We start from the raw sequence: 25,976 nt of genomic DNA on the forward strand, positions 1-25,976 counted from the left end.
TGACCTAGAGTAAGGTTTTCTCGAATCGGCTGTCAGCAGTTCATCTTGTACGATTTCAAAAAAAAAGCCCTGCCCGCTTAAGCAGCAGACAGAGCTTGTACTTATTTATTTAAAAGTTTGGCATCAACCTATGCCCGCTGACCCGTACCACGCTGAAGACGCATGAGCGGCCGCAGTACCTTTTGCAAAATACGTGGGTAGCTGCCAAGTTCATCTCTGCGCAATACGCGAAGAATGACAAGCATGACCAGATATACGACCACAACGAGCGCACCGACAACCAGGCAGGTCATGAGGAAGGATACACGTGCTGGCAGGAATAAACCAAAGAGCCAATTGCCAGCCCAGTTTGCACCGAAACCAATACCTGCAGCAAGCAGGACAGTTACCACGAAACCAGCCCAGCGATCACCCATGATTGAGAAGGTTACGATTTTTCTCAGTACTCGCAGGTTCAGATACGTAATCACCAGGAAACATAATGCTGTTGCAATAATGATCCCATAGATGCCGAATATCGGAGCCAGGATCAAACTTGCTACAAATTTAACGATAATCCCTGCAGCTACACTGATCATTGTAATCCGCGGTTTACCAACTCCAAGCAGAATGGAGTTGGTCGTCATCATCGTAATTTGGAAAATGGTACCGAAGGTCAGCAAGGTAATGATGGGAGTCCCATCTGGTGTACTGAACAGTAATCCATTTACCGAATAGGCTGCCGCACAAAGGGCAATGACGATCGGCATCCCTGTCAAAATCGAAATGCGCATGGCCAGCGTAATTTGATTCTGGAGATGGGCTTCATCTTTGCGTGCAAAGGCTGCCGAAATGACAGGCACAAGCGATTGGCTAAGCGCAATGGCCAGAATCGGCGGGATTCCCGCAATACTTTGCGCCTTCGCACCGAGGATCGCCAGCACCCCTGTTGCCTCTTCCAGACCAATACGACCGCTGAGCAGCGGGACCACAAGCGATGAATCGATAAAGTTAATCGCCGGAACCGCAAGGGACGATAACACAATGGGAATCGACAGTTTGAAGATATCACTGTATATCCCTCGCATTGGCAGCTGCTCTGCACGAACAACCTCCAGCCCAGCTGAACGATCACTACGGCGCAGCTTCAAGGTGAAGTAGAGCATGACGGCAAAGGCACCGATACTCCCGAGCACCCCACCGAATGAAGCTCCTGCAGCAATCGTTCTGTCATCATAATTCCATTGCAGCATGACATATGCCACGATAATGGCTGTACCTACCCGGGCGAACTGCTCTACGATCTGAGATATACCGCCTGCCGTCATATTGCCGCGTCCCTGGAAGTAACCACGCATCATGGCAATGGCCGGGAAGAGCAGCAGCGCCGGAGCAAGGGCCCGAATTGCACTAACAGCTTCCGGTACCTTGGATACATATGTTGCATAATAAGGCGCTGCAAACCACAGTAAGGCTGACATGACAACCCCGGCTACCGCAGCAAAGATCAGAGCAGCCTTATAAATTTGCTGTGCTTCTCCCGCGCGCCCCAGCGCGTAGCGTTCAGACACCATCTTGCTGAGCGTGCTGGGAATTCCCGCCGTTGCGACGGTTAACAGCATTAAGTATACCGTATTGGAGATGGTAAACGATGCGTTACCGATATCGCCAAGGATATGCTCCAGCGGTACCCGCTGCACAAGACCAAGTACTCTGGCAATGAGTGCGGCGGCCGCCAGGATGAGCGTACCCTTAATGAATGTTTCCTTCTTAGACAAACTAATTCCCCTTCTTTCCCCCACACGGACGTGCATCTGGTTGAAGCCCATCCCGAACGTCTATGCGAATCTTGCTACCCAGATAATAAACAGAACAATCATGACGATTTGCAAAATAATTTTCATTACCGTACTGGTGAAAAGACCAACGACGGAACCGAACCCAACCTTTGTAGCCTTGGAAGGTGATGATCCGCCGATTAATTCCCCGATAAATGCACCGATAAACGGTCCCAGTACCAACCCGAATGCGGGGATGACAAATGGACCAATAATGACACCAATCGTACTCAGGGTTGTAGATAGCTTGGAGCCTCCGAACTTCTTGACCCCCCATGCACTAACCACATAATCCGCTACGAACAGGACCACCACGATTAGAATCTGGAAAATCCAGAACCATACACCAAACGGATCGAAACTGAAGAACCAGCCATAGACCAGAAACGCGAAAAAGATCGCTATAGCTCCAGGCAGTATCGGGTATACCGTTCCGGCCATTCCCACTGCAAACAAAAGCACAATTAAAATCCAGCCAACGGTTGCAAGCAAAGGTTATTCCCCCTTCAAAATGTGTTCTCGAATGACTTCCACAATTCCATCTTCATTGTTGCTCGCCACAATCAGATCAGCGGCTTCCTTCACTTGGTCCTGTGCGTTCCCCATGGCAACACCCAGACCTACCGCCTCGATTACGGCCAGATCGTTCAGGCTGTCTCCCACTGCCACGACTTCGGACATTTCTATGCCCAGCAGTTTGCAGACTTCAGCCACGCCACTCGCTTTTGATATGCCAGCCGGGTTAATCTCGATATTAACAGGTGAGGAATTCGTCATTTGAAGGCCTCCCAGCTGCTGCAGTTCCATCATGATCTGATGACGAACTTCATCATCTTCCGTATTGAAACCAAACTTCAGCCATTCGAGATCTTCAATATTTTCTGTCCAACGCTCACGGTTGAACAGCTCCTCTACGGAATATGCCCAGTACCAGCTGTTATATTTCTCTCCAATTTCCTGCATGGTACGGATCAGGGCCGGGTCCATCAGATGACGAATGTGCAGGTCATGTGGAGCTTTCCAGACTTCACTGCCATTCACCGTGACCATCGGCGTTTCCAGTCCCAGCTGTACCGCGTACGGCATCGCATGGAATACGGCTCTTCCTGTGGACAGGCACACATGCACCCCGCGCCGGATGGCGATCTGTATCCACTTGGTGGTTTCCTGGGTAATTTCATGGTTATCGTTGAGCAATGTCCCGTCCATATCCAGCGCCAGCAATTTGTATTTAAGTTCACTCATGCAGTATTCCTCCTCGGTTGTCTCTCTACTTCTCTCTATCCAACTATTCTCTCACAAAAAGACCGCCCGGTATCCGCAGGAGGCGGACGCTCCGGACGTCACAGCTAACGACATTTTACCACAGATCATCCAGATGCAACAAAATAACGGTCAATCCAAATAACGATATGAAGGAAGACAAGATCATATGCACTTATGTGCTGGAGCAGATCGAGGGAAATCCTCATCTATATGGATGTCATACCCGATATCACACCTCCCAAACATCAAAAACCGCCTGCGTATGCAGACGGTTGTTATCTAGTTCTTATCTTGTCGCAAATTTACGACGAGCGTAGCGGAGGATAATGCCGTGTTTCGGAGACAGCAGGAGTGCCAAAACAAACAGAATTCCAGCTACTGCCACCATGCAGCCTGCAATGGAAGCATCCAATGCATATGCCATCATATATCCCCCAACAGAGGAAGCAGCCCCCACCAGTACGCTGTACAAAATCATTTTTCCCAATCGATCCGTGAGCAGATAAGCTGTCGCCGCGGGTACAATCAACATGCCCACCACGAGGATGGACCCCACACTTTCAAAGGAAGCCACGGACGTCATGGATACAAGCCCCATGAGCAGGTAATGGAACAACACGACCGGTATACCGCAGGCAGCTGCCAGCGCCGGATCGAAGGCACACAGTTTGAACTGTTTATAGAACAGTCCGATAACAATCAGGATGACCAGAAGCGTAATACCCAGCATCCAGACAGCCCTTGGCCCGACATCCGTACCCCCAAGTGTTAACGTATCCCACTGAACGTAGGCAATCTCACCAAAGAGCACACAGTCCAGGTCCAGATCAATATGCTGGGCATTTAGACTGATCAGAATAACACCAACGGCAAACAGTGCCGTAAATACAATGCCAATGGACGCATCGGAAGACAGTCCTCCGGCCTGCAGGCTTTGAATGAAGAATACCGTTAATAGACCGAAAATAGTGGCTCCAAGCAGCATCCATAAGGAATCCCTGGAACCGCTCCATAGAAAAGCAATGGCAATCCCGGGAAGCACAGCATGGCTGATGGCATCCCCAACCAATGCCATTCGCCGCAAGATAAGGAAACATCCGAGAATGGCGCATGCGGACGAAACAAGTACAGCCGTTAATATGATCCAAAATGTAGCCATTACAGCTCACCCCGTTCCTGCTGTGTTCCTTGGGCGGAAAGTGTCTGAAGCGTAGCACGCTCTTCTCGAAGATAAGCCGATTTGGCCTGCATGCTTCGCAAACGGCGAGCCAGTAACCCCCGACGCGGAGCAAGCAGCGCCGAGCCGGCAAACAATACCGTAGCCGCAAGGACCGTCACGGGTCCTGTCGGCAGATTAGGAACGAGCGTGCTGAAGATGGTGCCCGTGGCACCACTCAGAGCACCAAATATGCCTGCGAGCAGCACCATAAGTGCAAGTGAATCCGTCCAGCAGCGCGCTGCTGCCGCAGGAGTCACAAGCAAGGCAGCGACAAGTACGACTCCTACCGCCTGAATTCCCGCTACAACCGCGATGACTGTCAGCAGCAAGATCAGCTGTTCCAGCATCGCTACAGGCAGCCCCATGCCTCGGGCGAATCCGGGATCAAAGCTAACAAGCTTGAATTCCTTGAACCAGACCAGACAGGCAATGAGTAAAACGAGACAGACACCGCCCATGACGTATACATCGGTCATCACCATGGAGGCCGCCTGACCAAACAAATATTTATCGAGCCCGCTTTGGCTTCCGCTGGCCCCATGCTGGATGCGGGTCAGCATGACTACACCGATGCCGAAGAATACCGTCAGCACAATCCCCATCGCTGCATCCTGCTTAATCCGTGAATATCGGGTAATCCAGGATATCCCGAAGGTCGCAATGATTCCTGCAGCCAGTGCACCAAACAGAAAGAGACCTACGGACTTGGTTTCCGTCAACATAAAAGCAATACAGATCCCTGGCAATGCCGCATGTGCCAGTGTATCACCCATCAGACTCTGGCGGCGCAAAAATGTAAATGAACCAATAATGCCACTACTGAACCCGAGCAACAAACAGCCAAGCAAAATCCAGCGTGTGTTGGGGTCCGACAGAATGGAAAGGATCCAGTTCCCCATTACTACACCTGGCCCTTCTCCGTCCGGCTTCCGATCATCGCAATCCGGCCTCCGTAAGTTTCCTGCAGCGTATCCTGTACAAACACTTCGCTTGTCGGCCCGCCTGCAACCAGTCGCCCATTGAGCAGCAGTACATGGTCGAAATATTCCTCCACCGTCGCAAGATCGTGATGAACTACGAGTACCGTCTTTCCTTGCTTTTTCAACTGTTCCAAAAGGGAAATGATGGCCTTTTCCGTTGTGGCATCCACGCCTGCAAACGGTTCATCCATGAAATACAGATCCGCATCCTGAACCAGTGCACGAGCCAAAAAGACTCGCTGCTGCTGTCCGCCGGACAGCTGGCTAATCTGGCGATGCATATAGTCGCCCATACCCACTTGCTCAAGGCAGTGTGCAGCCAGATCCCGTTCCTTCTTGCCTGGACGACGGAACCAGCCCAGGTGACCGTACCTGCCCATCATCACCACATCCAGTGCATGGGTTGGGAAATCCCAATCGACCGACTCCCGCTGGGGAACGTAGCCGATCCGTCGCCGCTGTTCACGGTAGGACTGACCAAATATCCGCACCTCACCGTGCATTTTAGGTACCAGTCCGAGTACAGCCTTGATCAGGGTAGACTTCCCGGCCCCGTTTGGACCGAGAATGCCGATGAGCTGTCCTTCAGGTATATCAAAGGAAACCCCGCTGAGGACTGGCTTTTTATGATAGGCCACAGCCAAATCCCGAACACTAAGAGGAGCCGTTGTAGGCTGCGTACCCTGCAATTCATTCGGATCCCTGGATGTAATCATGTTCTCAGATAACGTTGTCTTGCTCATGCTGTTTCCACTCCTCTCTGGATAAAATCATTATTTCAACGCCTCTACAATCGTCTCGGTATTGTGACGGATCATGCCAATGTAAGTACCTTCTTCTGTTCCTTCAGCACCCATGGCATCCGAGAACAGTTCGCCGCCAATGCTAACCGTATGTCCTTTTTCGGCAGCTCCGGCAATAATGGCTTCCATCGCTTTGGCTGGCACACTCGATTCCACAAATACCGCCTTAATATTGTTATCCACGAGGTAATCCCGCAGTTCACTGACATCCTTTGCACCATATTCGGCTGCTGTACTGATACCCTGAAGTCCCATCACTTTCATGCCGTAGGCCTCACCAAAATAGCCAAAAGCGTCGTGTGCGGTAACGAGTACCCGGCTTGCTTCAGGGATCTCCTGAATTTTTGTGCGCACTTCGTTATCCAGCTCCTCAAGCTTTGCCAAGTACGCTTCGGCTTGAGCCTGATATGCCTCAGCATGATCCGGATCTGCCTCCACAAGTGTATCGCGCACGGCTTCTGCCGCATGCATCCAGTGGCTCACATCAAACCAGACATGTGGATCATATTCCGTACCTCCGGTTTCCTGACCCGAATGCAATTCATCTACCGGGATGCCGTCTGTTACGGCAGTTACTGTTTTGCTCTTGGACATCTTCTCCAAAATATCAGTCATTTTACCTTCCAGATGAAGCCCGTTATAAAAAATGACTTCGGCTTGCTCCAGCTTGCGGATATCCCCTTGCGAAGCCTTGTACAGATGGGGATCAACGCCTGGACCCATTAGCCCGGTAACGTCAACATATGCCCCTCCGATCTCACGTGCTACATCTGCAATCATGCCTGTAGTTGCTGTAATCTGCATCTTCCCTTCCGTGCTTCCCGTTTCGGCTGAGCTGGAACAAGCGGTCAAAACCACAATCAACACCAGGGCTGTCAGCGTCATGAATCCTCTTTGAATACTCCTCATTTTCACCATTAACAATTCCAACCTCTCCTTTCCCTCTCCTAACATAATTGTCCACATCTAATTTTGTTGTACAAGGTATTAAAATTTATACACGACTAATAATGTTTCCCTTGTGCAAATTTTAGCCGATGCAAAATAAAAAGGCAAGGGATAATTTCCCTTGCCTGTCCGGTCCCGTATATTAGCCTTTTCACTGACTGTTTTGCGGGATCATGATATGGAATAACCCACTGCACATGTGTAAATCTCCGTTACTTTGGTACCTCTCCTCAAAAATCTTGCTTTACTCTTTGTCCTTCTCCTGACCCTTTTTCCCTTTTGGCGTCCCATCCAGACCGTACACCTCGTCGTATGCATCGAAGATTTTGCGTGCAATCGGCGACGCACTGACAGACCCGAATCCACCTTCCGGTACAACAACCGCGATGGCCAGTTTTGGATTCTCACGCGGTGCAAATGCGATAAACACACCGTTCTCCTTCTTATTCGGTCCGGTTCCCTGCTCGGACGTACCTGTTTTACGGGCATAGTCATAAGGGAATCCGTCAAACGAGCTTACTTTGGTGACCATGCCGCGGTGTACTTCATTCCAGTATGCATCCGCAAAATCAACTTCGTTTAAAACTTTAGGTTTGATTTTCGTAACGACATTGCCTTCTGCGTCACGAATTTCTTTCACCAAATGAGGCTCCATCCGTTTACCCTTATTGGCAAGCATCGTGGTATATTGTGCGAGCTGAAGTGTCGTGTACTTCGCTTGTTGACCAAACGAGGCAAACGCGAGCCGTGTCAAGGCGGATTCATGATCTTCGTTGTATTCAAGTGTACCCAAGTACTCACCTGGAAGATCCACGCCTGTCGAAACACCCAAGCCGAAGTCTTTCATGTATTCGTCCCAAACTTTGATTCCTTTTTCTGAGCCATATTTATTCAGCAAACGTTTGCCTACCATATCAATCATAAACGCATTGGAAGATTTCTCTATGGCGCGTCTTGCAGTAATATGACCATTATAAGCAGAGTGGGAGTTTCTCACCTGTCGTCCGTCTTTCCCCAGAATGGCGTATCCCTGATCGTGATAGGTCTGGCCTGCTGTAAACAAGCCTTCTTTCAGACCGATAAGTACACTAAGAGGCTTGATGACAGAACCTAGCAAAACCACGGATTCCGCATGCCTAGGCTTGGAATCATTCGGTGGGAAGGAAGCGATTGTCCCATTCCGATAGACGTATTTGATCTTCTCATAATCCCAATCATTCGGATCATAGTCCGGCATGCTGGCCATGGCCACAACATTTCCGGTATCTACTTCCATCGCCACTGCATACCCCGTAATGGCTTTGGGCAGCTTGCGCAGTTCATCTGTAATCGCTTGCTGAGCTGCCAGCTGAATTTCCTTGTTGATTGTGGAGACTAGGCTGTAGCCTTTCTCCGGCGGAGTCTGCATGATTGTTCCTTCAGGAAGATTACGTGCATTAATATCGATAGATTGATAGCCACTTCTTCCACGAAGTTCCTCCTGATATTGAAACTCCAGTCCACCTACTCCAACCATTTCTTGCTGAGTGTAGCGAAGACCCGGGTCCCTTTCCGTTGCCAGCGACTTACTAATTTCTTTATACTTATCTAAGTTATTTTGTTGACCCTTGAACTCTCTAGTGTAGCCAATGACCTGAACTGCAACCCGATCAGGGTCATACTTTCTCACATTTTCCTCCAGTACCATAGCCCCTGGATATTCAGCCTTTTTTTCCATGAAATAAGCGATTTCTTTCTTATTTAGATCGGATTTAACCAACCTTGGCGTATAACCGTGTGTCTTCTGGTAATCCAGATCGAGGCGTTTCATGATCTCCTCAGCATCCGGCTGTTCCTTGTCACCAGGGTTAAACTCCTTGAACACTGCAGCTAGATCATCTGCGAGTTTTTGAGCTTCTTCCTGCCGTGAACCGTTACTATAATCTTCATACAACAATACATACAGAGACTGCACAGGCTCGGAGTATGCTAACGCCACTTTTCCCGTGGCATCATAGATCGGTCCACGCACAGGTGCCAGCGGAATGTCTTTTGTATTACGTGTCGTTTCCATATACGTCAATTCAGGTCCCTCGACAAACTGCACAAAGGCTAATCGAAAAATAAGAATACTGAAGATGACAAATGCAGCGAAAAAGAACAGGTTTATTCTTGCTGCAGATGGCTTGTTGACAGCTGTGTCTTCATCGGATGCTTTCTTGCTCCTCCATCGTTTAAACATGTATAAGCCTCTCCGTTCTATATCAATAATGGTTAACAGTCTAAATTATTAATGTAAAGCTCAGATATTTTCCCTATATAAGTTTATCAAAGGTTGATTGACACGTCTTCCTAATTTTGGTTACATTTTCGTAAACTAGAGAGAGCCCCTTCTCCATTGTTGATCTGGAATATTGTGTATCGATTCATTCAATTGTTTAAACGTATTAACTCCCTATGAAGTTACAGGTATTATGTAAATGTCTGTCCCATTCTTAGCTCCATACACACAAAAAAGGACCCCAAAGGGCCCCTCTCTTTAACCATATGAATTACTGCGCTGCTGTTTCATCTGTTTCTTCTGTTTTATCTTTCTTCGGAACACCGTCCAAACCGAACTCCTCGTCATACGCATCGAAGATCGCACGTGCAACAGGAGCCGCACTGTTGGAACCGAAGCCCCCTTCCGGGATAACCACGGCTACAGCCAGTTTTGGATTTTCCCGCGGCGCATACGCGATAAATACCCCGTTGTCGACCAATTTTCCGCCGACTACCTGTGTAGAGGTTCCTGTTTTTCTGGCAAAGTCATAAGGGAATCCGCTAAATGCAGTAACCTCTGTAGCCATGCCTCGTTGTACCTCATTCCAATAAGCGTCATTGAAATCGACCGTACTTAGCACTTTTGGTTTCATTTTCTCTACGACATTCCCTTCGGAATCTCGGATCTCACTTACCAATTGCGGCTCCATTCGTTTACCCTTGTTGGCCAGCATCGTTGTATATTGGGCAAGCTGCATGGCCGTGTATTTCCCCTGTTGACCAAAAGAAGCATACACAAGACGAGTCAGAGAACTTTCCTGTTCATTCGTGTATTCTCTGTATCCCAGCCATTCGTTTGGCAGATCGATTCCAGTCGAAACACCGAGACCGAATTGCTTCATGTACTTATCCCATATATCGATCCCTCCGGCACCATATTGGGTGTACAACTTCTTACCGATTTCATCGATCATAAAAACGTTGGAAGAGTGACGAATCGCATCATGTGGAGTCAACGGACCGTATACGTGACCGGAAGAGTTCTGTACTCTGCGGTTATCCCCACCGAAAGTTGTAGAACCCCTGTCTGGATATACGGTATTCGTAGTGAAGAAACCTTCCTTTAGACCGATCAATACACTCAGAGGTTTGATCGTGGAACCAAGCAATACAACCGATTCAGCCCGTTTTTTGGAATCATCCGGAGGGAAGGAACGAATGGTACCATTTTGATAAACATATTTGATGTCATCATATTGTTCGTTCGTGATGCTTCCTGTTCTCCAGATGTTCGTATCGTAGTCCGGCATACTGGCGATCGACACAATTTTCCCAGTGTCCACTTCCATTGCTACCGCAAAACCTGTCTTGGCATTCGGGTGCAGTCTACCAGAAACCGGGTGTGTATGCAGCCAGCTCAGTTGATCCAGGATCGCCTGCTCTGTCTTCACCTGCACGTTTTTGTTGATGCTCGTAATCAGGTCATAGCCCTTCTCAGGTGGAGTAGACCCTGCAACGCCCTCAGGCAAATTCCGCAAATCCACATCCACGGAGTTATAACCGCTTTTGCCGCGCAGTATGTCCTGATACTGCAGCTCAAGACCGTCGAACCCGACAAACTCGTTTTCCGTGTATACCAGTCCCGGGTCCGTTTGTGTTTTGTTCGCTTCATCAACTTCTTCGTACTTGTCCAGTGTTTTGGAACTTTTAAACTTTTTCAAATATCCGATGGTCTGAACAGCCACCGTGTCCGGATCATAGTAACGCACACTTTCTTCAACAATCTGAATTCCCGTGAATTCATCCTTGTGCTGAAGGAAATAAGCCACTTCTTCCTCCGACAGATCGCTCTTGATAAGTCGTGGCATGAAGCCATTCGCCTTGCGGGAGTTGAGGTCCATCGCTTCAATGATCTGCTCAACGGTAAGGGACTCCGACTCCTTGGTTTTGTACTGTTCAAACACATCATGCAGCCTTGTTGCAATATCCTGAGCTTCCGGGAAGTTTGGACTTGGTTGTCCGTTTACATCACCATAGTTTTTATAAAGCGTCAGGTATAGAGACTGAATCGGCTTGGAATACGCCAGCTTCACCTCACCGGTTGAATCATAGATGGTTCCCCTCACCGGAGCGAGCGGCACATCCTTGGTAATGTTGCTGGCCTCTTCCTGACTGAGCTCAGGCCCTTCCACGAATTGAAGAAACGCCAGCCGTACGATAATAACGCTAAAAATAACAAAGGAAGCGAAGAAAAATACGTTCATCCGGTAACTGAAGCGCCGTTTGTCGGTAAGTTCATCCTTCTCTTTTGAATGATTGTTCATTCATCCTACCTCTTTCATGACTTGATGCATACCGCTCTTAGAAGTCCAGCCGCGGCATGATAACCTGGCAACGTCGTCATAATCCGGAACCCTGTCCGGTGTAATGTTATGCTGTCTGATCTTTCAGATGGGTATCGGCAAAATTCGGAGGATTGAACCAGTCACCGCTCACCGCCCATGTCGGATCAAGCGGAATCCAGCTCTGGGAATCACTCAAATAAATTTCATTCCATGCATGTGGGCCATACCCGCCCTGGCCGTTATATCCAAGACCCGTAACGACTTTAACATCCAGTCCTTGTGAACGGGCCATGACCGCATACAAACGTGCGTAATCAATGCATACCCCTTTACGCGTATCAAACGTGTTCTGCGGTGTCTGTTCATGCCATATGCCTTTTTGCTCATAATCATCCACTTTCCCGTAATCATATTGAATGCGGGAACCAACCCAATCATACAAGGCCCGTGCTTTCGCTTCATCCGTCGTGTGACCTTTCACAATCTCACTGGCTGCAGATTCAATATCTGCCGGAATATTGTGGTCAATGACCTCATACTTCCGCTGCAAAATTCCGCCCAGTTCCTTCTGAACCGCTTGGGTAAATACCGGCAGCTTGTCCTTGATCAGGTTACCGGATAACGGTTCAATAACGGACTTTGCTCCCTGCATGTAGATCGGCGAAGCCTCTACATATCGGCTGAACATGCTTCCGGGATACAGGCTGACAATCATAAAAAGAACGGCAATGACAATCATCCCGCGGGCAGATCCAATGACCGCTCCTATGATTGCACCCATGAAGCGGCTAATAATCCCCTTGGGACTGCTCTCTTGTTCTGCCGAATGATATCTCCTTCTGAAGAAAAGGGAAGAGAACAAGCCAAGAATCAAACGAATAAATCCATAGCTAAGCACAAACAACACGGCAAACCGCATCAATGGAAAATCAGCAATCGCCGTAACCAACGTATAATACATCTGCTCCCATCGGTTCAGATCCCGATTCGGCATGGCTGAAGCATGTGCAGACAACCACTGCTGCACATACGGCGCCAGCCAAAGGGTCAAACCAATGGACAGCAGAATGCCAATGACCGCCATAATGCCATCCATCAGGAATCCAAATAGTCTTCCTGCAGAACGCGAAGCCCCTCTGGACCATCCCTGAAGCAATGAAGCTGCCACAATCAATAACAGCATGATCGTGATGCCATTGAATTCCTTCAGGCTGTCCAGCCAACTCTGCAACACGTATTCATTCCCCCTTTGCTAAGAAGCTGGTACAGTTCCATTTCCTCTGGCCTGTTCGACAAACGTACGTATCGTTTCATTGTCGAGATTCCATTCGCCAAGTGAAATTCCGCGCAAGGTCACATTGACCTTGTTCGACCCGGCTGTCCCCTTAATTTCCACATTGGGACTCGTAATGGTAAATTGTCCATCCTGTCCTTTGGCGTAGGTCGCCTTGGAGGCTTCCTTCACCATGATATTGGTCGCTTCCTTTTTCAATGTGTCCATGGTGCTGGACTGCACATCCGAAACCGTCTCTTTAATCTGATCGATGGAGATGCCGCTGTATATCAACAGAGCCGCAATAATGATGATGGCAATCGCCCATTTCAATACGGTTTTGACCACATTCAGAACAAAGAACAAAATGATCAGTGCAACGACGATCACCAGCCAGTTCTGCATCACAAACTCTTTGATCACTTCTATGTTCATGATTACACCTTCCGTATTAGAGTTAAGAAATCACACTTCCCGAATATTATACATGATTTCCGAACCCGCTGTCAGCTAAGCACTCTCTCGTAAAAATAAAGGTCTAAGTTCGTCCAGATGAACGTACAAGTAGTACCATGAGGTTTTGCATGAAGAATCGGGAATACATTTTGACGACCTGGCATGAACATGTATCGTTTAACAAGGAGGGGCTTTTGTGAAAACGGCCATCTGGCTCTATCTATTTTTGTTTCTTGCTGTTTTTGACCTGCACGCCCAATATCCCATCCTGACCCCCTTTGCCATCTCGCTTGGAGCTGCACCCACCTTCATCGGGTGGATGATGGGAATCTACTCCTTGACTCATCTTCCCGGCAATTTAATTGCCGGCACACAAATCGATAAACACGGCAGTCGGCGTTATATCGTGTTTAGTCTGCTTGGAGCAGGTATTATTCTGCTGCTGCAAGCCCACATTCACACGCCATGGCAGCTGCTTGCGCTTCGTTCCATCAGCGGATTTGTGCTCGCTTTTCTGTCTCCGGCCTGTCTAGCCCTGCTTGCTCAGCTGTCGACCAACCCGGTCACTCAGGGCAAGTATATGTCCGGACATGGTGTCGTGCATACGCTGGCGTCTGTTGTATCTCCAGCTGCTGGAGCACTGATTGTTGGTGCTTTAGGATTCTCTGCTACATTTGCAAGTCTTGGATACCTGCTCATTCTGTCGGGTATGATCGCCTGGTTGTCCATGCCCAAGGGACTTGTCGATGTTCAGCGCGAGAAAGAAACCGTGCCTCCCAAACCTGCTAACCTCGGAGGAAATACGAATACCTTCATTCCTGTCTCCTGGCGTTATTTTGCATTGCCACTGGTCATTGCTTGTGCACAAGGGATTCTGTTTTTTGAATTGCCTCTTCGGGGCGGTGGACACTCGTCCATGATGTCTACAGGGTTATTGTTTTCGGTCATTAGTATCGGAGCACTCCTCACCCTCAGCATGCTGTTTCTTAATCGTTATTCGCCCAAGCTGCGTTTAACTGCAGGGGTCCTGCTGATGTCTCTCTGTTTCTTCACGCTGGCAGCCTTCCCGGACATCCCTCTCGCTGCTGTACTCTTTGTACTGGGCATGTCCAAAGGGATTACTTTTCCAGCTATGGCTACCCTGTTTATCCGTTTAAGCGGCGGAAGCAAGCTGGGACGTATTTTCTCACTACAGTCCATCGCTACCTCCATTGGATCCTTCATTGGGCCAATCGCCGCAGGTCAGCTGCGTGTAGGTGTCTCGCCGTATTTCATCGCGTTTATTCTATTAATGGTCGGCATTCTGCTCCTTCCTTACTTCACCAGCAGACGTGAGGCATCCCTGTCTTCAACCGATCCGAATAGCGTACTGGGATAAACGTAATCCATGATGTAAGTCCTTTTTTTATTAAAATGGCTTGTATTCACCTTTGCTTTGCATCATTCCCCCATTTACAGCTAAACTATATATAATCCAGTCGATTTTCGCTGCAACATTTCCCGGGGAATGTCGACACTAGCTCTCGAACAAGAGGTGAATATCATGCCTATTCATGTCATTGTGGAAGGTAAGAATGATCGCAGCAAGCTGAAACGTCTCGTTGGGCCGGAAATCAACATTTTATGTACATTCGGCACTCTCAATTCGCTCAAGCTGGAGTCCCTGCGCAAACAGGTTGGTTATGATGAAGTATATCTGTTTATGGATAATGACAGTTCGGGTAAAAAAATCAGAGGTGTGCTGCGAGACGCCTTCCCTGATGCAGTGCAGATGTATACCAGACGTGGTTATGCGGGTGTGGAAGGAACCCCTGATGAATACATCATTGCCCAGTTGGAGAAGGCAGGATTGGAAGAGTATATTCAATACCCCGAGTACCCGTCATTCTAAACGTAAAAAATTGCAAAAGGCTGCTTACCGGTTATTTTCCAACCGGCATGCAGCCTTTTTTTATGGATACTAACAGGATTCTAATATCATTTAGAACAGATTATTCATTGATCAGATTGCGGATATCCTCTGCGATGACTGCAGGCTCGACATCTTCTGTATTAAATGCATTATACACCTTGCGCAGCTGATTGTTCTGGTCTACGAGACCAATCATGTTCATATGTGCAAAGTCATCCTTGCTCTCGCCTTCAATCAGAATCTGAAATGAATCCTTGGCGAGCTGCTTTGTTTTATCCATATCCCCTCGCAGGAAATACCACCCGTCATAATCCGCGTGGAAACGGTCCGCGAATTCCTTAATTTTCTCCTTGGTATCAACTTCCGGATCAAATGAAATCGAAACAAAGGATGCATCCTTGCCGAATGTGCCATCTTCCTTCAACAAATCCTGCACCTGGGACAACGTAAACGTCGTAATCGGGCATACATCAGGACAACTGGTGAAATAGAAATAGAACAGCCGCACCTTGCCTTTGGTATCATCGAGCGAAACGGTTGTCCCATCCACATTTTCCATGGAAAAGGATTGGATCTCCCGAATCTCGGGTAATTTCTCCTTGCTGGCAAAGACGGTGCCCCACATGAGGTATACAGCCATAATCAGTGCGAGACCCAGCAGCATCCAGGTCCATTTGTACTTTTTCAGCATCATCCTCGTCCTTTCTCTGTACTTTCGATATGAATGCGCATACATATCTTACTTTGAATTACATGGCTATCGTTTCTTGCCCGGGATGTCACCTTATGAAGAAATAAGTAACTTCTTTTGCTTGAAATTGCATATGTATACGAAGAACCCCACTCTGGATGGGACCCTTCCTTATTGTAACCGTTCTTGATGCAGATGCCCAAGCATTTATTTTGCACCTTCACCTTAATCCATCCCATTATTTATGAACCGTATCCAGAATCATCAGTATGAAGCTCAGGGACAGATAATTAATGGAATAAAGAAACACCTTTTTGGCCCAGGCGTCCGTATCCTGCGCACGAAATCCTTTGAGTGCATAATATAGCCACAGTACAGATAGCACCAGTGACACCGTCAGATAAAAAATACCGGCATACCCGTATGCATACATTAGAATAGGAACAAAAATCTGCAGCACCAGATAAGGAATCATTTGAATCTTGGTCCGTTCAATGCCCTTCACTACGGGCAGCAGCGGAAATCCACCGGCCCGATAATCCTCTACCCTGCGGATGGCGAGCGCCCAGAAATGCGGAGGCTGCCACAGGAACAACATGGCAAGAAGCAGCCATGCCCCCAGGTCCAAACGTCCCGTTACAGCGACATAGCCGATAACTGGCGGCATGGCACCTGACAAACCACCTATGGATGTGCTCCATGTTGAAGAACGTTTTAACCAAAGCGTATAAATAACAACATAGACAAACATGCCAAAAATGCCGCATAATCCGGCAAGTATACCCGAAAAAGCAAAAAGAACAGTTAAGCCTAGCACGCCTAAACTAATGGCATACGACAATACCACCTTCGGTGTTAGCCTTCCTGTCGGTAAGGAGCGGTTGCGGGTACGTTCCATTTTCAAATCAAGTTCACGATCAAAATAATTGTTAAATACGCAGGAAGAAGCCATAACAAGTGCAGTCCCAAGTAGGGTCAGCAGCATCTTTACCCAATTGATATCCCACTGGGATGCCAGCCAAAACCCTCCAAAAACAGCAATAAGATTGGTCCGAAGTATTCCCGGTTTGGTGATATGAATAAAGTCTTTCCACGATCCCGACTTGGTCGGAGGCGAGGTCAATGTTGCAGAATCGGAAGAAGCCTGGTATCCCAACTGATTGTCCACGCTCGGTTAATCCCCCTTAATCTCGGCTTGGAGGTTTCTCTCTTTGTCTCCGATATAAAGTTTATCATAGGAAAATGGCCAAGAGTATGACAATGCTCGTACAAATGTTGGGTGTAATGAACTTCTTATGACATCTTTTTCGGGTTTTGGCTGTTTTGCTTCAAGACAGGCGGATAATATACACTATATATGGGTATCACCTAGATAGAGAATCATTAATATGATGAAATCGAGCTACACCACAAAGGAGACGTTTATGGATACTTCTACACATTTTGTCATGGGTATTGGTTTGGCAGGTCTGGCTTATGTCGATCCTGTCGTAGCTTCCAGTCCCATGCTCGCGGCTGCGGTGATGGTGGGAACCATTGCTGGCTCGCAGGCCCCTGACATTGATACGGCGCTGCGTCTCAAAAGCAACTCATTGTACATTCGAAATCATCGGGGTATGTCCCACTCGCCGCCCTTTCTTCTATTATGGGTTCTGCTCATCACGGGCGTCATTGCACTGATTTTCCCGGATGTTCCTATTGGACACGTCGCTACCTGGACAGCTGTCGCTGTGGGCGTTCACGTGTTTACCGATCTGTTTAACACTTATGGAACCCAGGCAGCAAGGCCGTTCTCGGAACGATGGATTGCCTGGAATATCATTCATATTTTCGATCCGTTTCTGTTCGCTTCGCACGTGGTGGCAATCCTGCTGTGGGCCTTTGATCTGATCGCCCCTGCTCCGTTGTTTGTCACACTGTATATCGTTATAGCTCTCTATTATGTATGGCGAATCATTGCCCATGCCCAAGCTGTAGCCAAAGTGAAAAGACTGGATAACAACAAACCGGCGCTTCGCTATATCGTCATTCCAACGATATCCTGGAACCGCTGGCATGTGGTGAAGCATTTTGCGGATAACAGTTACGAAATCGGAAAAATGGATGGAGCAGAGCTGACCTGGCATCTGCATGCCTCGTCTTCCACCCATGCGGCTGTCGCCGCCTCACGGAAATCACCAGAGGTAAATGCTTTTCTCTACTTCACCTCCTATGCGGTTGCCGAGGTAGAGGAGCTGCCTGCAGGATACAAGGTCCGCTGGGCGGATGTGCGGTATCGACACCGCAAGCAGTATCCGTTTGTCGCCGTGGTCGTGATGGACCGTAATTTTGAAACGATTGATACGTATGTCGGCTGGTTAAGCGATGAGAAAATGGATAAAAAACTTTTATCCGCCCGGTCTTGACGAGAAGGACCGGGAAAGGCACAATCAAGTAAGGAACGGTTGCGCGATGAAAAGCCCGGAGCGTTTCCGCTCCGGGCCTTTGTTTTGTTGCTTGCTTTTATGATAAATTATTTGCCAGACCCAGACAATTGTTGCTCAGCGATTTGTACCAGACGTTTGGTGATGTAACCACCAAGAGATCCTGTCTCACGGGAAGTGTAGTTACCGTAGTAACCGTCTTGCGGGATTGTTACACCCAGTTCCTGTGCAGCTTCCATTTTCAATTGTTGCAGTGCTGCAGTTGCTTGAGGTACCACCAAGTTGTTAGAACGAGATCCTTGAGCCATATTTAAAATCTCCTTTCAATCTGTGTCTGTAATGTATTGCAAGCTTGCAAGATTATTATGGCTCGCACGCTTCAAGTTATACGGAGATTCATTAATTTTGTGATGGAGGTTTTTCCCAATGAGTAAAGGCTTGTCCTTATGGTTCGCATTCTCTTCGATTGTTTTGTTAACGGTTTCAGCCATATCGATTTCTTATAACGGCTGGTTAGCCTCGCTGCTGTTCATCCTGTCCATTGCCAATATCGGCTGGGGTTTCGTCATTCGTGCCAAGAAGGAACGCCAGGAATTGCGTTCTACATCCGAATCGACATCCTGACCTGGAAGGTTCCAGATTTCTATTTGAACAAAAAAGAGAGGAGCTGCTGGCTCCTCTCTTTTTTTCATCACTTTATATCGTGAAGTTTTAACATTGTTGAACGATGTCCGTGATGGCCTATACTGTACGTCTAGGAACAAACCCCATGCGTTCCTTCACATCATGAAGCGTTTTGGCAGCGACTGTTTCAGCACGACGTGCTGAAGTCTCCAAAATCTCGGCCAATTCGCCAGATTCACGAATTTCGCGATATCGTTCCTGTAACGGTTCAATAACAGAGACAACCACTTCGGCCAACTCTTTTTTGAACGGACCATACATTTTACCCTCGTAACGCTCTGCTACTTCATTCAGCGTAATGCCTGCACACTCTGCATAGATGCTCATCAGATTGCTGACCTCTGGCTTGTTGGCCGGATCGTAAACCACTTCACGTCCGGAGTCCGTCGTGGCACGGCTGATTTTCTTGCGGATCACATCCGGCGGGTCCAACAGGGCAATGTAGCTGCCCGCATTTGGATTACTTTTACTCATTTTCGAGGAAGCATCGTCCAGGGACATCACGCGTGCGCCCACCTGCGGAATATATGGATCCGGAATGGTAAAGTATTCTCCATAACGATGATTGAAACGGCCCGCCAGATCGCGGGTGAGTTCCAAATGCTGTTTTTGATCCTCTCCTACAGGAACGAGGTCCGCATTGTACAGCAAAATGTCGGCTGCCATCAATGAAGGATATACGAACAAGCCTGCCCCCACCGAGTCCTTGCCTGAAGATTTATCCTTGAACTGGGTCATCCGCTCCAGTTCACCCATCGATGTCAGCGTGGTCATCAACCATCCAAGCTCAGCATGCTGAGGAACATGGGATTGCAGGAACACATTTGACTTTGTTGGATCGATCCCCGCTGCTAGAAACAGTGCAGCGACGGCTTCAGACTGTTCACGCAGTGCAGCTGGCTCCTGAGCCACGGTTACTGCGTGGAGATCTACCACCATAAAATGGCATTGGTAATCATGCTGCAGCTTCACAAAGTTCTTGATTGCACCAATATAGTTGCCCAGCGTAAGTTTACCGCTTGGCTGGATTCCAGATAATACAGTTTTCATAAGTCACTTGCGCCTCCTCATGTTTTGTTCAAGTCTGTTTCTTCTCCGCGGACGCAAAAAAGCCTCACATCCGCAAGGGACGTGAGACCGTGGTGCCACCCTTATTCGTGTTTTTCAATCATGCGAAAAACACCTTCATTTTCCCGTAACGTGGAATAGACGTCCAATTCTACTGAGGTACGGTTTGCATTTCTTCAAGGCACCTGTTCCAATCGGCACTCCAGGGTCCATTCGGTAAAGAGTTCACACCGGTTCGCATCACCCACCGGCTTTCTGAAGAGTTTTCTCCTGACTTACTTGTCCCTGTCATCGCTTTAATTTAATTCATATGTTATTTCCTTCTGCATTCCATCTTAATCCGCTTCACGCAGATTGTCAAAAATGGAATCAGCTTTTTTTACCCGCCAAGCCGAAATCTGTTATGATGGAATTGCTTATCCTGTTTAGCCCTCCCACGGAAGGCTGTATGGGATTGCTGGCATGTACTCAATGACACGCCTGCAGCGGAGGATGTTAAGCCGCTTGCAGACAGATTTCAAGTGGGAAAAGGAGCATCGATATGAAACAAGTGACCAAAGGCCAATGGAATGGTTACGACACGTATATCCTACATAGCCGTGAATTGGAGATCACCCTGCTGCCGCGTCTAGGAAACAATATCATCTCGATTCGTGATCTGGTGCAGGATCGTGATGTCGTCCGCAGCCCAGAAGAAGATGATTTAGCATTTTATTTGCAGAAACCTTATCACTTCGGTGTTCCGCTTCTGGTTCCGCCAGGACGCATACATCGTGGACGCTTCGAATACGAAGGGGTTCAATACCAGTTCGATCAGAATACGGCAAATGACAACCATATTCACGGTCTCCATCGCACCCAATCCTGGTGTGTCAGCGACATTGAAGAAGATGAAGAAGGCTGTGCCATTACAACCGAATTGCTGACTGCAAATGAAGAGCATTGGATGGAACAATTTCCGGTGCCTCTGAAGCTCGAAATGACGTTCAGGCTGCAAAACTCCGTACTGAGCCAGCGTCTTCGTGTTACCAACCTGGGTTCGACTCCCGCTCCGTTTGGAATGGGATATCATACATGGTTCCTGCTAGACGGCAAGCCTGCCGATTGGACACTTCAACTACCTGTCTCTGGCGTATATGCTCAGAACGAGGAACAGCTGCCCACGGGTGAGCTTGAGCCTCTTGGAGATTGGAACGCCTTAAATCAAGGTGTTAATATGCAGGGACGCAACTGGGATACGATTCTCAAAGCTACGGAAGGTCAGGCAGCGACTGCCCAGCTCCGTCGTCAGGATGGATATATGCTGAACTACTCAGCAGATGAACAGTATTTTAAACACTGGGTGCTCTTTACAAAGGGTGAATCCGATCAGTTTCTGTGCATTGAGCCCTACACCTGGCTCTCCGATGCCCCGAACCTCCCTCTGACGGATGAACAAACCGGGTTAATTCGTCTGGAACCTGAACAACCCGTTGAACTTCTCACACGGATTGAGGTTATTGCTCCTACCAAGGAGTAGTCCCTTTCAATCTTGTACGCGTAGTACAAACACCTATAATATTTACCTTATTAGCAAAGAGGCCGATCCTGTCTGGATCGGCTTTTTTCATGTGTTTCTTTACAATTAAATCCCAATTATTTCCTTACGCCATATCACGTATATTTCCTCATTCTCTAACCATACTAACATCACCAAGCCATAAGGAGGTGACACACATGTACGGAGGTCAAAACAGAGGTAGCGGAAGCCGTTCCAACAATCTGGTTGTTCCTCAAGCAAACGCAGCATTGCAACAATTGAAAATGGAAGCTGCGCAAGAGCTGGGTGTAACAATTCCACAAGACGGTTACTACGGTAACTACACTTCCCGTGAGACAGGTTCTCTGGGTGGATACATTACTAAACGTCTGGTACAAATCGCTGAGCAACAATTGTCTGGTCGTTCTTAAGTTCGGACTAATGCTTGGATGATTTAAAGCCAAAAAGCGGCCTTCTCCGGAAGCGCCGCTTTTGTGCATGTCTGCACAATTAAGATGTCGATTCCATTCCTGAATCCTTGTATGTATTTGTTCTAGGGTAACGAATCATAAGGTTAGCCATGTTGTAATTGGATTCCATCGTAGCGTCCACCAAAATGACGCCTTGTCTTACGGTGAAGTCATACGATATTTCTCCATGTGTCCAGTTCTGCTTAAACTTTAAAGTCTCAAGTGCCATAGCGCGGAATGAGGAGCGCTGACTTCCAGTTAACCCCTGATCCTCTGTTTCCATTTGTCCATTCCGTCCTGAAATCGGATTATGTCGAATACCGAACTTTCCAATTACATTATTGCGTATTTGCACAAAAACTACACCTGAGTCTAACCCTGACAGTTCCTTATCAAGTTCTTTAAACACCAAATCCAACTGTCTTGCTAATGAAAGCTGGTCAATATTTACCATTATTGCTCCTCCTTTATGCACTTCATCCCTCAAAACAAGGACTTACGAACCATTATATGACAACAAATATACTCATTCAACAAAATGAAACAAACTTGGGTATTTATGACTATAAGTTGCACAATTAATTGCCAATCCAATGCTTTAAAACGAGTTAATTCTTGATAATCCGACAAATTATACGAATCAGTCCCACGAATAGAATAACCAAAGAGAGCTGCATCCACATGCTAGTTAACATGTGGTGCAGCTCTCTTTTTCACATACGAGTATACGAAGCATTTCATTCAAAATGCTTGGGTACTACTCCCCGTATTTGTCACTTCGCGGTTGCTGTCATTTCAAGAAATTGCTCAATATCGGCAATCACCAGATTCGCAGCATTTTGCCAGAAGTCAGGCTGTGTCAGATCTGTACCCAGATGTTTCTGTGCAAGCTCTTCCACCGTCATTCGTCCGGTATCCCGCAGCAAATCATCATATTTGTCTGCAAAGGCTGTACCTTCCTGCTGTGCTCTGGCGTAGATGCCCGCACTGAACATGTAGCCAAAGGTGTAAGGGAAGTTGTAGAACGGTACACCTGTCAGATAGAAATGCAGCTTGGATGCCCAGAAGTGAGGATGATCCGTTGCAAGAACACCACAGAAGGCTTCCTGCTGAGCCTCGACCATCAACTTGGATAACTCATCTGCATTAACCAAGCCTTTTTTGCGCTGTTCATAGAAGCGATTCTCAAACAGGAAACGGGCATGAATATTCATGAAGAAGGCAACGCTGCGCTGAATCTTATCTTCCAGCAGAGCTAGCTTTTCCTGTTCATCTGTTGCTGACTGCACCAATGCGTCGGCAACAATCAGCTCGGCAAATGTGGAGGCCGTCTCCGCCACATTCATGGCGTAACGTTGATTCAGTGCCGGAAGTTCCTCCATAATATGCTGGTGGTACCCATGACCCAGTTCATGCGCCAGTGTAGACACGTTGGATGGCGTTCCGGAGAACGTCATGAATATGCGGGTAGCTTTGCTTAGCGGCAAAGAAGTACAGAATCCGCCTGGTCGTTTTCCTGGGCGATCTTCCGCTTCAATCCAGCGTTTCTCAAACGCCATCTCTGCAAATTTCGAGAGCTTAGGGCTGAATTTGGCAAATTGTTCAACGATATTGATTGCCGCCTCATCATAAGTCACTTTGCCACCCGACTTGCCTACAGGTGCATCTATATCACTCCAGCTGAGCTTATCCACACCCAGCAGCTTCGCCTTGCGTTCCAGATACTTCACGAGTGCCGGTTTGGCTCCGTTAATGACGTCCCACATCGTATCCAGTGTTTGTCGAGACATCCGGTTGATGGCGAGTGGTTCTTTCAGAATGTCGTCCCAGCCGCGGTTCTCATACAACTTAAGACGGAATCCGGCTAGATGGTTTAATGTATCGGCACAGAAGTCTTCTACATCCGTCCAAGCCTTTTCCCAGCTCGCAAATACCGTTTCACGCACGTTGCGATCACTGTCACTCAGCTTGTTGGCAGCCTGTCCGGCGGATAGCATGATCGTTTCACCGTTTTGTTCAAACGGAATGTTCACTTTACTTACGATCGTATTATAGAACTTGCCCCAACCATGATAACCATCCACGCCCAGATCCAGCGCAAGTCCTTCAAGTTCAGGGGACAGCTTCTCACGAGCCTGTGTCCGGCTCTCATTCAGTACAAAAGCCAAGGGCTCGATATCTTCGCGAGCAATCCACTTCTCCCATACGTCATCTGCTGTCTGACTAAGGAGGTTGTCAAAACGGGACTTGCTGCTGTTCAGCATGGCTCCAAGAGTACTAACGGTGCCTTGCAGCTGAGTAGCCTTCTTATCCTGCTGATTTTGCGATGATAGGCAGGACACAAATGCAGAACCTTCCGAAATACGAATGTAACAGCTCTGCAGTAATTCCAGAATGGCGTCGAATGCATAAGTTTCTTCAAGTGTCTTTGGTGCAGCGGTTTCAATCAACAGAGTTTGAAGTTTGCGTACATCCTGTTCCAGCAGGGTCAAGTAGGCAGCGAACGATTCGGAGGAAGAACCTCCACTAAAAATGGACTCCAGATCCCATACAGGTTTTAATGGTGTTTTCATTTAATAAGGCACCTCTCTTTTTGGAATTCAAGGATTTGAGCTAAAATACTTCAATTAAAAACTGGTTTTATGAGTGCTCTATCTCTATACTAGAGAAATAGTTTAAGCCACTTTTTCAGGAGGTAAATGTGATGAAACCTTTACAAATATCGGCTGACACAGCCGTCAAATTAGCAGAATCCCTTGGCGTACCGCTTGAGCACCTGATGCACATGCCCCAGCACATCCTGCTGCAGAAGATTGCCGAATTGGCCAAAGAAGAAGCATCCAAACCAGCCCCTTCAGAAGGCGAGCAGGAATGATCCCTTTTGAAAACAGCTGGCCCTATGATATTGTCATGGGGGACATCTATGTACAGCAATGCCCGTTTTGCCAAGCAAGCAATGTGCTGCTGCCCCTCAAACCGAGAGAGCTTGTACGCATTCGTGAAGGCAAAAAGAAATTGCTGGTCTTTCCTTGTTGTAATGGCAGCATGACCGTTATTGATAATGACAGTGATTATCTGCTCTCCAGTAAACCTGTCCGCAAATAATCAAAGTTCAATTAGATGGGGCTGCGCTTAGCAGCCTCTTTATCTGCTTCAATCATTTCTTCAGGCAGTTCCATCTTGCCGGATATCATCTGTTCCCTCAGCAGGGCCCACTGCTCTCTGGATGCCCGAATCATGGCCGCATCCGTGATCCGTTTATCGTGAATGACACGCCCGAACCATTTGACAGCCTCGTGGAAGTGGCCTGCTCTGCGGTTCAGCTCACCAAGCAGATACAGCAGTCTTGCTTCATTACTGCCTGCGCCTTCCCGCTCGAACACTCTAACATAAGCTTCCAGACTAAACTCCAGAAAGCGCCGTTCCTGCTCATGATCTTCCCGGTAACGATACAGCCAGGCGATATGGTGCAGCAGTCCTGCTACAATGCGATCCTTCTCCTGGATCACCTGAGCACAGAATAGACCGAGCTTGTATGTGGCCAGTGCCTGATCTAATGTCCGTGCTCCACTGTAATCCCGCTTCTCCCAACGATTACCGATCTGTTCCTTGAACGCAAGCCGCTGCTTGTCAGTCAGTTTATCTGTCGAGTTCTCTGTCGATGCAAACCCGCATTCAGGGCAGATCCGCACAACATAGAAATCCGGATTCTCCAGCTTATAGTAGGCACAAAAATCGGAATCTGTCCGATAGGGCCGCTTCAAGCTCGGTCTGACTCTGGAGGTTTCAAACTCGGTTTCACAATAATGACATGTGACCTTCACTTTATATAGAGGTTCTAATTCCACTCGTTTCCATCCC

General features: G+C 47.9%; 26 protein-coding genes and 1 other annotated feature. Of the genes, 8 read left to right on the forward strand and 18 right to left on the reverse strand.

Annotated features, from left to right (window positions below):
- Positions 1 to 128: 128 nt before the first annotated feature.
- From AC3RCI_RS24295 to AC3RCI_RS24345, 11 genes are all read right to left on the reverse strand, one after another.
- Positions 129 to 1,757 (reverse strand): putative polysaccharide biosynthesis protein, encoded by a 1,629-nt coding sequence (locus AC3RCI_RS24295; protein ID WP_492526759.1) that lies wholly within the window; start codon positions 1,755 to 1,757, stop codon positions 129 to 131.
- Positions 1,758 to 1,817: 60 nt separating this feature from the next.
- Positions 1,818 to 2,309 carry a DUF456 domain-containing protein gene (locus tag AC3RCI_RS24300; RefSeq protein ID WP_488168294.1) on the reverse strand — a complete coding sequence of 164 codons (492 nt, stop codon included), beginning with the start codon at positions 2,307 to 2,309 and terminating at the stop codon, positions 1,818 to 1,820.
- 3 nt (positions 2,310 to 2,312) lie between these two features.
- The gene (locus AC3RCI_RS24305; protein ID WP_336783066.1) at positions 2,313 to 3,062 is read right to left on the reverse strand and encodes a Cof-type HAD-IIB family hydrolase; all 750 of its coding nucleotides are present in this window, start codon (positions 3,060 to 3,062) and stop codon (positions 2,313 to 2,315) included.
- A 307-nt stretch (positions 3,063 to 3,369) separates the two neighbouring features.
- Positions 3,370 to 4,242: a metal ABC transporter permease gene (locus AC3RCI_RS24310; protein ID WP_153979903.1), complete on the reverse strand. Its 873-nt coding sequence runs from the start codon at positions 4,240 to 4,242 to the stop codon at positions 3,370 to 3,372.
- Positions 4,242 to 5,201 carry an iron chelate uptake ABC transporter family permease subunit gene (locus tag AC3RCI_RS24315; RefSeq protein ID WP_154896420.1) on the reverse strand — a complete coding sequence of 320 codons (960 nt, stop codon included), beginning with the start codon at positions 5,199 to 5,201 and terminating at the stop codon, positions 4,242 to 4,244. The genes AC3RCI_RS24310 and AC3RCI_RS24315 overlap by 1 nt, the downstream gene beginning before the upstream one ends.
- Positions 5,202 to 5,203: 2 nt before the next feature.
- On the reverse strand, positions 5,204 to 5,998 hold the full coding sequence (locus AC3RCI_RS24320; RefSeq protein WP_492529995.1) for a metal ABC transporter ATP-binding protein: 795 nt from the start codon (positions 5,996 to 5,998) through the stop codon (positions 5,204 to 5,206).
- 57 nt (positions 5,999 to 6,055) lie between these two features.
- A complete protein-coding gene (locus tag AC3RCI_RS24325; protein ID WP_492472064.1) occupies positions 6,056 to 7,003 on the reverse strand; it encodes a metal ABC transporter solute-binding protein, Zn/Mn family in 948 nt (315 codons plus the stop codon).
- A 274-nt stretch (positions 7,004 to 7,277) separates the two neighbouring features.
- Positions 7,278 to 9,254 (reverse strand): peptidoglycan D,D-transpeptidase FtsI family protein, encoded by a 1,977-nt coding sequence (locus AC3RCI_RS24330; RefSeq protein ID WP_492526761.1) that lies wholly within the window; start codon positions 9,252 to 9,254, stop codon positions 7,278 to 7,280.
- A gap of 310 nt (positions 9,255 to 9,564) precedes the next feature.
- Positions 9,565 to 11,598, reverse strand: coding sequence for a peptidoglycan D,D-transpeptidase FtsI family protein (locus tag AC3RCI_RS24335; protein WP_492472037.1), 2,034 nt, complete (start codon positions 11,596 to 11,598; stop codon positions 9,565 to 9,567).
- 106 nt (positions 11,599 to 11,704) lie between these two features.
- Entirely contained in the window at positions 11,705 to 12,853 is a 1,149-nt protein-coding gene (locus AC3RCI_RS24340; RefSeq protein WP_336783071.1) for a transglutaminase domain-containing protein, read from the reverse strand.
- 18 nt (positions 12,854 to 12,871) lie between these two features.
- Complete coding sequence (locus AC3RCI_RS24345) at positions 12,872 to 13,327, reverse strand: ATPase (RefSeq protein ID WP_336783073.1); 456 nt, start codon at positions 13,325 to 13,327, stop codon at positions 12,872 to 12,874.
- Positions 13,328 to 13,544: 217 nt separating this feature from the next.
- On the opposite strand from AC3RCI_RS24345, the gene AC3RCI_RS24350 reads away from it, so the two are divergent.
- Together AC3RCI_RS24350 and AC3RCI_RS24355 are read left to right on the forward strand one after the other, a co-directional pair.
- Complete coding sequence (locus AC3RCI_RS24350) at positions 13,545 to 14,726, forward strand: MFS transporter (RefSeq protein ID WP_193724214.1); 1,182 nt, start codon at positions 13,545 to 13,547, stop codon at positions 14,724 to 14,726.
- Between the two features lie 165 nt (positions 14,727 to 14,891).
- The gene (locus tag AC3RCI_RS24355; protein ID WP_095292165.1) at positions 14,892 to 15,239 is read left to right on the forward strand and encodes a toprim domain-containing protein; all 348 of its coding nucleotides are present in this window, start codon (positions 14,892 to 14,894) and stop codon (positions 15,237 to 15,239) included.
- A 100-nt stretch (positions 15,240 to 15,339) separates the two neighbouring features.
- Here the strand turns inward: AC3RCI_RS24355 and AC3RCI_RS24360 are convergent, their stop codons facing one another.
- Entirely contained in the window at positions 15,340 to 15,951 is a 612-nt protein-coding gene (locus AC3RCI_RS24360) for an SCO family protein (RefSeq protein ID WP_095361390.1), read from the reverse strand.
- Between the two features lie 238 nt (positions 15,952 to 16,189).
- Positions 16,190 to 17,119, reverse strand: a complete 930-nt coding sequence (gene cyoE, locus AC3RCI_RS24365; protein ID WP_193724213.1) for a heme o synthase — start codon at positions 17,117 to 17,119, stop codon at positions 16,190 to 16,192.
- Between the two features lie 256 nt (positions 17,120 to 17,375).
- On the opposite strand from cyoE, the gene AC3RCI_RS24370 reads away from it, so the two are divergent.
- Positions 17,376 to 18,356 carry a metal-dependent hydrolase gene (locus tag AC3RCI_RS24370; protein WP_110756980.1) on the forward strand — a complete coding sequence of 327 codons (981 nt, stop codon included), beginning with the start codon at positions 17,376 to 17,378 and terminating at the stop codon, positions 18,354 to 18,356.
- Positions 18,357 to 18,463: 107 nt separating this feature from the next.
- On the opposite strand, the gene AC3RCI_RS24375 is transcribed toward AC3RCI_RS24370, so the two are convergent.
- Complete coding sequence (locus tag AC3RCI_RS24375; protein WP_095292170.1) at positions 18,464 to 18,682, reverse strand: alpha/beta-type small acid-soluble spore protein; 219 nt, start codon at positions 18,680 to 18,682, stop codon at positions 18,464 to 18,466.
- Positions 18,683 to 18,800: 118 nt separating this feature from the next.
- Here AC3RCI_RS24375 and AC3RCI_RS24380 point away from each other — a divergent pair, with 118 nt between their 5' ends.
- On the forward strand, positions 18,801 to 18,998 hold the full coding sequence (locus AC3RCI_RS24380) for a hypothetical protein (protein WP_095292171.1): 198 nt from the start codon (positions 18,801 to 18,803) through the stop codon (positions 18,996 to 18,998).
- Between the two features lie 117 nt (positions 18,999 to 19,115).
- Here the strand turns inward: AC3RCI_RS24380 and trpS are convergent, their stop codons facing one another.
- Positions 19,116 to 20,108, reverse strand: coding sequence for a tryptophan--tRNA ligase (gene trpS / locus AC3RCI_RS24385; RefSeq protein WP_095361233.1), 993 nt, complete (start codon positions 20,106 to 20,108; stop codon positions 19,116 to 19,118).
- A gap of 72 nt (positions 20,109 to 20,180) precedes the next feature.
- Positions 20,181 to 20,427: a binding site (T-box leader), on the reverse strand.
- Between the two features lie 240 nt (positions 20,428 to 20,667).
- On the opposite strand from trpS, the gene AC3RCI_RS24390 reads away from it, so the two are divergent.
- Positions 20,668 to 21,645 (forward strand): aldose 1-epimerase, encoded by a 978-nt coding sequence (locus tag AC3RCI_RS24390; protein WP_154896428.1) that lies wholly within the window; start codon positions 20,668 to 20,670, stop codon positions 21,643 to 21,645.
- Between the two features lie 197 nt (positions 21,646 to 21,842).
- The gene (locus tag AC3RCI_RS24395; protein ID WP_095292177.1) at positions 21,843 to 22,076 is read left to right on the forward strand and encodes an alpha/beta-type small acid-soluble spore protein; all 234 of its coding nucleotides are present in this window, start codon (positions 21,843 to 21,845) and stop codon (positions 22,074 to 22,076) included.
- A 79-nt stretch (positions 22,077 to 22,155) separates the two neighbouring features.
- On the opposite strand, the gene AC3RCI_RS24400 is transcribed toward AC3RCI_RS24395, so the two are convergent.
- Both AC3RCI_RS24400 and AC3RCI_RS24405 read right to left on the reverse strand, forming a co-directional pair.
- Positions 22,156 to 22,569, reverse strand: coding sequence for an O-methyltransferase (locus AC3RCI_RS24400; protein WP_095361230.1), 414 nt, complete (start codon positions 22,567 to 22,569; stop codon positions 22,156 to 22,158).
- A 319-nt stretch (positions 22,570 to 22,888) separates the two neighbouring features.
- Positions 22,889 to 24,688 (reverse strand): M3 family oligoendopeptidase, encoded by a 1,800-nt coding sequence (locus tag AC3RCI_RS24405; RefSeq protein ID WP_492472043.1) that lies wholly within the window; start codon positions 24,686 to 24,688, stop codon positions 22,889 to 22,891.
- Positions 24,689 to 24,819: 131 nt separating this feature from the next.
- Between AC3RCI_RS24405 and AC3RCI_RS24410 the strand changes: the two genes are divergently transcribed.
- Both AC3RCI_RS24410 and AC3RCI_RS24415 read left to right on the forward strand, forming a co-directional pair.
- Positions 24,820 to 24,990, forward strand: a complete 171-nt coding sequence (locus tag AC3RCI_RS24410) for a YycC family protein (RefSeq protein WP_095361228.1) — start codon at positions 24,820 to 24,822, stop codon at positions 24,988 to 24,990.
- Complete coding sequence (locus tag AC3RCI_RS24415; RefSeq protein ID WP_095292183.1) at positions 24,987 to 25,220, forward strand: hypothetical protein; 234 nt, start codon at positions 24,987 to 24,989, stop codon at positions 25,218 to 25,220. The genes AC3RCI_RS24410 and AC3RCI_RS24415 overlap by 4 nt, the downstream gene beginning before the upstream one ends.
- An 11-nt stretch (positions 25,221 to 25,231) precedes the next feature.
- On the opposite strand, the gene AC3RCI_RS24420 is transcribed toward AC3RCI_RS24415, so the two are convergent.
- Complete coding sequence (locus AC3RCI_RS24420; protein ID WP_127538891.1) at positions 25,232 to 25,963, reverse strand: DUF2225 domain-containing protein; 732 nt, start codon at positions 25,961 to 25,963, stop codon at positions 25,232 to 25,234.
- Positions 25,964 to 25,976: the final 13 nt, after the last annotated feature.

The organism is Paenibacillus sp. MT124 (assembly GCF_058792755.1).

What these genes read in the sequence shown, in the direction of transcription:
- AC3RCI_RS24380 (WP_095292171.1), top strand. Translation starts at nt 18,801, where the DNA reads ATGAGTAAAGGCTTGTCCTTATGGTTCGCATTCTCTTCGATTGTTTTG.
- AC3RCI_RS24330 (WP_492526761.1), bottom strand. Translation starts at nt 9,254, where the DNA reads ATGTTTAAACGATGGAGGAGCAAGAAAGCATCCGATGAAGACACAGCT.
- AC3RCI_RS24405 (WP_492472043.1), bottom strand. Translation starts at nt 24,688, where the DNA reads ATGAAAACACCATTAAAACCTGTATGGGATCTGGAGTCCATTTTTAGT.
- AC3RCI_RS24335 (WP_492472037.1), bottom strand. Translation starts at nt 11,598, where the DNA reads ATGAACAATCATTCAAAAGAGAAGGATGAACTTACCGACAAACGGCGC.
- AC3RCI_RS24415 (WP_095292183.1), top strand. Translation starts at nt 24,987, where the DNA reads ATGATCCCTTTTGAAAACAGCTGGCCCTATGATATTGTCATGGGGGAC.
- AC3RCI_RS24325 (WP_492472064.1), bottom strand. Translation starts at nt 7,003, where the DNA reads ATGGTGAAAATGAGGAGTATTCAAAGAGGATTCATGACGCTGACAGCC.
- AC3RCI_RS24320 (WP_492529995.1), bottom strand. Translation starts at nt 5,998, where the DNA reads ATGATTACATCCAGGGATCCGAATGAATTGCAGGGTACGCAGCCTACA.
- AC3RCI_RS24395 (WP_095292177.1), top strand. Translation starts at nt 21,843, where the DNA reads ATGTACGGAGGTCAAAACAGAGGTAGCGGAAGCCGTTCCAACAATCTG.
- AC3RCI_RS24305 (WP_336783066.1), bottom strand. Translation starts at nt 3,062, where the DNA reads ATGAGTGAACTTAAATACAAATTGCTGGCGCTGGATATGGACGGGACA.
- AC3RCI_RS24370 (WP_110756980.1), top strand. Translation starts at nt 17,376, where the DNA reads ATGGATACTTCTACACATTTTGTCATGGGTATTGGTTTGGCAGGTCTG.
- AC3RCI_RS24360 (WP_095361390.1), bottom strand. Translation starts at nt 15,951, where the DNA reads ATGCTGAAAAAGTACAAATGGACCTGGATGCTGCTGGGTCTCGCACTG.
- AC3RCI_RS24315 (WP_154896420.1), bottom strand. Translation starts at nt 5,201, where the DNA reads ATGGGGAACTGGATCCTTTCCATTCTGTCGGACCCCAACACACGCTGG.
- AC3RCI_RS24410 (WP_095361228.1), top strand. Translation starts at nt 24,820, where the DNA reads ATGAAACCTTTACAAATATCGGCTGACACAGCCGTCAAATTAGCAGAA.
- AC3RCI_RS24355 (WP_095292165.1), top strand. Translation starts at nt 14,892, where the DNA reads ATGCCTATTCATGTCATTGTGGAAGGTAAGAATGATCGCAGCAAGCTG.
- AC3RCI_RS24345 (WP_336783073.1), bottom strand. Translation starts at nt 13,327, where the DNA reads ATGAACATAGAAGTGATCAAAGAGTTTGTGATGCAGAACTGGCTGGTG.
- AC3RCI_RS24310 (WP_153979903.1), bottom strand. Translation starts at nt 4,242, where the DNA reads ATGGCTACATTTTGGATCATATTAACGGCTGTACTTGTTTCGTCCGCA.
- AC3RCI_RS24375 (WP_095292170.1), bottom strand. Translation starts at nt 18,682, where the DNA reads ATGGCTCAAGGATCTCGTTCTAACAACTTGGTGGTACCTCAAGCAACT.
- AC3RCI_RS24400 (WP_095361230.1), bottom strand. Translation starts at nt 22,569, where the DNA reads ATGGTAAATATTGACCAGCTTTCATTAGCAAGACAGTTGGATTTGGTG.
- AC3RCI_RS24390 (WP_154896428.1), top strand. Translation starts at nt 20,668, where the DNA reads ATGAAACAAGTGACCAAAGGCCAATGGAATGGTTACGACACGTATATC.
- trpS (WP_095361233.1), bottom strand. Translation starts at nt 20,108, where the DNA reads ATGAAAACTGTATTATCTGGAATCCAGCCAAGCGGTAAACTTACGCTG.